4 protein-coding genes are annotated in these 6,591 nt (G+C 63.7%); all 4 read left to right on the top strand.

What is annotated here, in order from left to right; genetic code table 11:
* Positions 1–75: 75 nt before the first annotated feature.
* Positions 76–2,877 (top strand): [protein-PII] uridylyltransferase, encoded by a 2,802-nt coding sequence (locus ENZ74_RS17255; RefSeq protein WP_063169904.1) that lies wholly within the window; start codon positions 76–78, stop codon positions 2,875–2,877.
* A 46-nt stretch (positions 2,878–2,923) separates the two neighbouring features.
* Positions 2,924–4,531 (top strand): murein biosynthesis integral membrane protein MurJ, encoded by a 1,608-nt coding sequence (gene murJ, locus ENZ74_RS17250; protein ID WP_013528061.1) that lies wholly within the window; start codon positions 2,924–2,926, stop codon positions 4,529–4,531.
* A 170-nt stretch (positions 4,532–4,701) separates the two neighbouring features.
* Positions 4,702–5,769 (top strand): tryptophan--tRNA ligase, encoded by a 1,068-nt coding sequence (gene trpS, locus ENZ74_RS17245; protein WP_013528062.1) that lies wholly within the window; start codon positions 4,702–4,704, stop codon positions 5,767–5,769.
* A 92-nt stretch (positions 5,770–5,861) separates the two neighbouring features.
* Positions 5,862–6,353: a universal stress protein gene (locus ENZ74_RS17240; RefSeq protein ID WP_013528063.1), complete on the top strand. Its 492-nt coding sequence runs from the start codon at positions 5,862–5,864 to the stop codon at positions 6,351–6,353.
* Positions 6,354–6,591 lie beyond the last annotated feature (238 nt).

The raw sequence follows: 6,591 nt of genomic DNA, 5'->3' as shown, positions 1-6,591 counted from the left end.
GGCTTCAACGCCCCATACCCAGCGCCGCCAAAACGCGCTATAGACGCCGCCGAAACGGCAAGGCCGACTGGATATATGGCAAGAATCTCCCTGAAGCTCGACGAATTGATCGACGGCGAAGCCTTGCGCCGCGAGATGACCGCGCTGACCGCGGGCACGGCGGGCGACGGCTCAGGGCAGGCTGCGCGCAATGGTGTGCTCCAGCTGCTCAAGGGACGACTGGCGGACGGGCGCGCCATTGCCGAACGCATGCTGAGGGACGATGGCGGCGGCAGCGCCTGCGCGGCGCGGCTGTCGCATCTCATGGACGAGATCATCCGGGCGCTTTACGATTTCGCCGTCACCCATGTCTACCGGGTCAAGAACCCGTCCTCCGCGGAGCGCATGGCCGTCGTCGCTGTCGGCGGCTACGGCCGTGGAACGCTGGCGCCGGGGTCCGACATCGACCTGTTGTTCCTGCTGCCTTACAAGCAGACGCCGTGGGGCGAACAGACAGTCGAATACATGCTCTATATGCTGTGGGACCTGGGGCTGAAGGTCGGCCACGCCACACGCAATATCGACGAATGCCTGCGCCTGTCGCGCACCGACGTCACCATCCGCACCTCGATCCTCGAAGCACGTTTCCTGTGGGGCGAGGAAAAGCTCTATGATGAACTGATGCTGCGCTTCGACCATGAGGTGGTGCGCACGACCGGCCCCGAATATGTCCAGGCCAAGCTTGCCGAACGCGATGACCGCCATGCCAAGGCCGGCGAAAGCCGCTATCTGGTCGAGCCCAACGTCAAGGACGGCAAGGGTGGCCTGCGCGATCTGCAGACGCTGTTCTGGATCGGCAAATATTTCTACCGGGTGCGCACCGGCGAGGAATTGGTCGATAAAGGCGTCTTCACCGAGGGTGAGTACCGCGAGTTCCAGAAAGCCGAGGATTTCCTGTGGGCGGTACGCTGTCACATGCATTTCCTCACCGGCAAGGCCGAGGAGCGGCTGCATTTCGACATCCAGCGCGAGATCGCCGAACGGCTCGGCTACACCACGCACCCCGGCCTGTCGGCGGTCGAGCGCTTCATGAAGCACTACTTCCTCGTTGCCAAGGACGTCGGCGACCTGACCCGCATCTTCTGTGCCGCGCTCGAGGAGGAGCAGGCCAAGCACGTGCCGGGCTTCAACCGCATCTTCCTGACTTTCTCGCGGCGCAAGCGCAAGCTGGCCGGCACGTCGGACTTCATTGTCGACAACCACCGCATCAACATCGCCGACGACCAGGTGTTCGAGCGCGATCCGGTCAATCTGCTCAGGCTGTTCTGGTTCGCCGACAAGCACGGTCTGGAATTCCACCCCGATGCGCTGAAGCTGCTGACCCGTTCGCTCGGCCTGGTCAACAAGTCGCTGCGGCGCGACGAGGAGGCCAACCGGCTGTTCCTCGACATATTGACCTCGGATCGCAATGCCGAACTCAATCTGCGCCGCATGAACGAGGCCGGGCTGCTCGGCAGGCTGATCCCGGATTTCGGCAAGATCGTCGCCATGATGCAGTTCTCGATGTACCACCACTACACGGTGGACGAGCACCTCATCCGCTGCATCGGCGTGCTGGCCGAGATCGAACGCGGCGACGGCGAAAAGGTCCATCCCCTGTCGCACACGCTGATGCCGGGGCTGAAGAAGAGCCGCGAGGCGCTCTATGTCGCCGTACTGCTGCACGACATCGCCAAGGGCAGGCCGGAGGACCATTCCGAGGCGGGGGCCAGGATCGCACGCCGCATCTGTCCGCATATGGGGCTGTCGCCTGCCGATACCGAGACCGTTGCCTGGCTGGTCGAGAACCATCTCGTGATGTCGATGACAGCCCAGACCCGCGACCTCAACGACCGCAAGACCATCGAGGATTTCGCCGCGATCGTGCAGTCGGTCGAGCGGCTGAAGCTGCTTTTGATCCTCACCGTCTGCGACATCAGGGGCGTCGGACCGGGTGTCTGGAACGGCTGGAAGGGCCAGTTGCTGCGCACGCTCTACTACGAGACCGAATTGCTGTTGACCGGCGGGTTTTCGGAAGTGTCGCGCGCGCAACGCACGGCGGCGGCGCGCGAGCGTCTGGCCGAGGCGCTTGCCGACTGGCCGGACAAGGCCCGCAAGCGCTATGTCGGCCAGCACTACGAGAATTACCTTTTGACCGTCGATCTCGCAGACCAGCTGCGCCATGCCGAATTCATTCGTGAGGCTGACGCGTCAGGCAACAAGCTTGCCACCATGGTCAAGACCCACCAGTTCGAGGCGGTGACCGAAATCACCGTGCTGGCGCAGGACCACCCCCGCCTGCTCTCGGTCATCGCCGGGGCGTGCGCCGGGGCCGGCGGCAACATTGTCGACGCGCAGATCTTCACGACGTCGGACGGCCGTGCGCTCGACACGATCCTGATCAGCAGAGAATTCGACCGCGACGAGGACGAGCGCCGGCGTGCCGAGCGTGTCGGCCGGCTGATCGAGGACGTGCTGTCGGGCAAGAGCTGGCTGCCGGAAATGATCGAGAAGCGCACCAAGCCGCGGCGCGGCTCCAAGGTGTTCAAGATCCCGCCGCGTGCCGAAATCCGCAACACGCTGTCGAATCGTTTTTCGGTCATCGAGGTCGAGGGCCTCGACCGGCCTGGGCTGCTGTCGGAGATCACCGGAACGCTTTCCGACCTGTCGCTTGACATCGCATCGGCCCACATCACCACCTTCGGCGAAAAGGTCATCGACACTTTCTATGTCACCGATCTCACTGGCCAGAAGATAGATAACCCGGCCCGCATCGCCACCATCCGCAATCGGCTGATGGCAACGCTCGAAGGCATCGTGTCCGAACGCGGCGGCAAGTCCAGGGCGGCGGCCGAGTGACAACGACCATCACTTTGTCCCAATTCCGCAGGCAGTTCCCAAAAGCATGAGCCTCGTCAAGAAATTCGCAACGGTCGCTTCCGGCACGCTGATGAGCCGCGCGCTCGGTTTCGGCCGCGAGATGCTGATGGCCGCCGCACTCGGCACCGGACCGGTCGCCGATGCCTTCAACGCCGCCTTCCAGTTTCCCAACACCTTTCGCCGGCTGTTTGCCGAGGGCGCCTTCAACGCCGCCTTCGTGCCGCTGTTCGCCAAGGAGATCGAGACCCACGGCACCGAAGGCGCCAAGCGCTTTTCCGAGGAAGTGTTCGGCGTGCTGTTCACGGCGCTGCTGGCGCTGACCATCATCATGGAATTGTCGATGCCGCTGATCGTGCGCTATCTGGTGGCGCCGGGTTTTGCCGGCACGCCGGGGAAGTTCGACACCACGGTGACGCTGGCGACGATCATGTTCCCCTATCTGATCTGCATGTCGTTGGGCGCGATGATGGCGGGCATGCTGAATTCGCTGCGCCGCTATTTCGCCGCCGCCGTGGCGCCGGTGTTCCTCAACATCATCCTGATCGGCGTGCTCGCCTATGCCTGGTACAAGGGCTCGGATGCCCTCACAGTCGGCTACGGGCTGTCCTGGGGCGTGCTTGCCGCCGGACTGGTGCAGCTGGCGATCGTCTGGGTGGCAGTGCGCCATGCCGGCATCTCGATCGGCTTTCGCCGTCCCAGAATGACGCCCGCGGTCAAGCGGCTGCTGATCCTGGCGCTGCCGGCGGCCATCACCGGCGGCATCACACAGATCAACCAGCTGATCGGCACGGCGATCGCCTCGGCGCAGAACAGCGCGGTGTCCTCGCTCGCCTATGCCGACCGCATCTACCAGTTGCCGCTCGGCGTGGTCGGTGTCGCGGTCGCCATCGTGCTGTTGCCCGAACTGTCGCGCGCGCTGAAGTCGGGCAATCTGATCGAGGCGGCCAATCTGCAAAACCGCTCGGTCGAGTTCACACTGTTCCTGACGCTGCCGGCAGCCGCCGCACTCTGGGTGATGTCGGAGCCGATCGTACGGCTGGTCTATGAGCGCGGCGCGTTCGCCGCCAACGGCTCGACGCCAACGGTGGCGGCGATCCTGGCGATCTTCGGCCTCGGCCTCCCGGCCTTCGTGCTGATCAAGGCATTCACGCCGGGCTATTTCGCCCGAGAGGACACGCGTACTCCGATGATCTTTGCCGCCATCTCGGTGGCGGTGAACGTCACCACGGCGCTGACGCTGTTTCCACGGATGGGCGCGCCCGGCATCGCGGTGGCCTCGGCCGTCGCCGGCTGGGTCAACGCGGTGATGCTGCTCGGCGTCCTGATCCGGCGCGGCCACTGGGGCCGCGACGTGCCGCTGATGAAGCGCATTCCACGTCTGGTGCTGTCGGCTATCGTGATGGGGGCAGCGCTCTATTTTGCCGAGCATTGGTTCGCCGTCAGGCTCGGGCCCGGCTCGCCGCTGGTGGTCAAGGCGACGACGCTGCTGTCGCTGGTCGCGGGTGGGGCGCTGCTGTACTTCATCACGGCGTTTGCCACCGGCGGCGCCGATTTCGGCATGATCCGTCGCAACGTCAAGCGGGGATCTGGCAAGTCGGCGCCACCGATCGCAAAGACCGACCTGGACGAGTAGCGCCCGACACGCTCGCAGCGCCGTCTTGATCGCAGCGCCGTCTTCGTCCATAAGCGCGCCGTCGCAAGACTTTCGCCGCGCGCGGTTTCCAGCCGCGTGATTGGCTCCGAAAAGTCTGCAACTTTTCGGAATCACGCTTATACGGCCCTCCACAAGCCATGAGGACAATCATGACCGCCTTCAAGCCACTCGTCTTTTCCGGTGTCCAGCCGACCGGCAATCTGCATCTCGGCAATTATCTCGGCGCCATCAAGAAATTCGTTGCCCTGCAGGACACCTCCGATTGCATCTATTGCGTCGTCGACCTGCATTCGCTGACAGCCCAACTCGTTTATGAAGACCTGGCCGACCAGACGCGGTCGATCACTGCGGCGTTCCTGGCCTCCGGCATCGATCCGAAGAAGCACATCGTCTTCAACCAGTCACGGGTCATGCAGCACGCCGAGCTTGCCTGGATCTTCAATTGCGTGGCGCGCATCGGCTGGATGAACCGCATGACGCAGTTCAAGGACAAGGCCGGCAAGGACCGCGAGAATGCCTCGCTCGGCCTGCTCGCCTATCCCTCGCTGATGGCTGCCGACATCCTGCTCTACCGTGCCACCCACGTCCCTGTCGGTGAGGACCAGAAACAACATCTGGAGCTCACCCGCGACATCGCGCAGAAATTCAACAACGACTTCTCCGACCGTATCGCAGCGCTCGGCGTCGGCGTCGAGATGCAGGTCGGCGAAGAGACCGTGAACGGCTATTTCCCGCTGACCGAGCCGGTCATCGGCGGGCCGGCGGCGCGCATCATGTCGCTGCGCGACGGCTCCAAGAAGATGTCCAAATCGGACCCGTCTGATCTGTCGCGCATCAACCTGACCGACGACGCCGATGACATCTCGAAGAAGATCCGCAAGGCCAAGACCGATCCGGAAGCGTTGCCGAGCGAGCTGGATGGCCTGGCCGGCCGGCCCGAGGCAGAAAACCTGGTCGGCATCTATGCGGGTCTCGCCGAGATGTCGAAGGCGGATGTGCTCAAGCAATTCGCCGGCCAGCAGTTTTCCGTGTTCAAGCCGGCCTTGGCCGATCTTGCTGTGGAAAAACTGGCGCCGATCGCCAGCGAGATGCGCCGCATTTCGGATGACCGCGCCTATGTCGACGCGGTGCTCAAGGACGGCGGCGAGCGCGCCGGCGTGCTGGCCGAAGCGACGATGAAGACGGTGCGCGACATTATCGGCCTGCTGCAGGGCTGATCGCGACATCGGGTGCACTGGCACAAGGCCGGCGGCTTGCCGCCGGTCCGCCGCAGTGGCAGATCGCGCCGCAAGACACCGAGTAGATAGACATGGTCTCCAAACGCCTCAGCCGCGAAGCCGGCCATCGCAGGAAATTCCTGACGATCATCGACGACACGCCGGAATGCGAGCGTGCCGTCGCCTATGCCTCGAAACGGGCGCAGAGCACCAGCGGCACGCTGGTGCTGCTCTATGTCATCGTGCCGGACGATTTCCAGCATTGGCTGGGTGTCGAGAAGATCATGCGCGAGGAAGCTAACGCCACGGCGCGCGCCGCACTCGACAGCTATGCCAACAAGGTGCGCCAGAAGCTCGGCATCGAGCCCGAGATGGTGGTCCGCGAAGGCAAGCCGACGGAAGAGATTCACAAATTGATCGAGGAAGACCAGGACATCGCCATCCTGGTGCTGGCCGCCGGTGCGGGCAAGGAAGGCCCGGGACCGCTGGTCGGCGCCGTGGCCGGCAAGGGTGCCGCCTTCCCGATCCCGGTGACTGTCGTGCCGCAGAACCTTTCGGACGAGGAAATAGACAGCCTGGCCTGAGGTGTGCTGATTTTCAGGTGATGCCGGCCTGACCTGAATCTCAACACACCTTCGGGCGCGTCCCAGGGGCGCGCAAAAAACATTCCGCCAGCCAGCCATTCCGGCGATGCGTTTCGCTTGAATGTCCAGCCAATTGAGCCTATTTAGAATTGTTCCAAACTAGATGCCCAACCGGGCACGGAGACGGCCATGTTCATCCAGACCGAATCGACGCCAAACCCGGCGGCGCTGTCGGCAT

It is taken from the genome of Mesorhizobium sp. M7A.F.Ca.CA.002.15.2.1 (genome assembly GCF_003998715.1).
In the GTDB taxonomy this organism is placed as follows: Bacteria; Pseudomonadota; Alphaproteobacteria; order Rhizobiales; family Rhizobiaceae; genus Mesorhizobium; species Mesorhizobium ciceri.
Note: the sequence above shows the minus strand (reverse complement) of the source record. Positions and strands in the feature narration are given on the sequence as shown.

Coding starts and splice junctions, on each gene's coding strand:
- ENZ74_RS17255 (WP_063169904.1), top strand. CDS start 76: ATGGCAAGAATCTCCCTGAAGCTCGACGAATTGATCGACGGCGAAGCC.
- murJ (WP_013528061.1), top strand. CDS start 2,924: ATGAGCCTCGTCAAGAAATTCGCAACGGTCGCTTCCGGCACGCTGATG.
- trpS (WP_013528062.1), top strand. CDS start 4,702: ATGACCGCCTTCAAGCCACTCGTCTTTTCCGGTGTCCAGCCGACCGGC.
- ENZ74_RS17240 (WP_013528063.1), top strand. CDS start 5,862: ATGGTCTCCAAACGCCTCAGCCGCGAAGCCGGCCATCGCAGGAAATTC.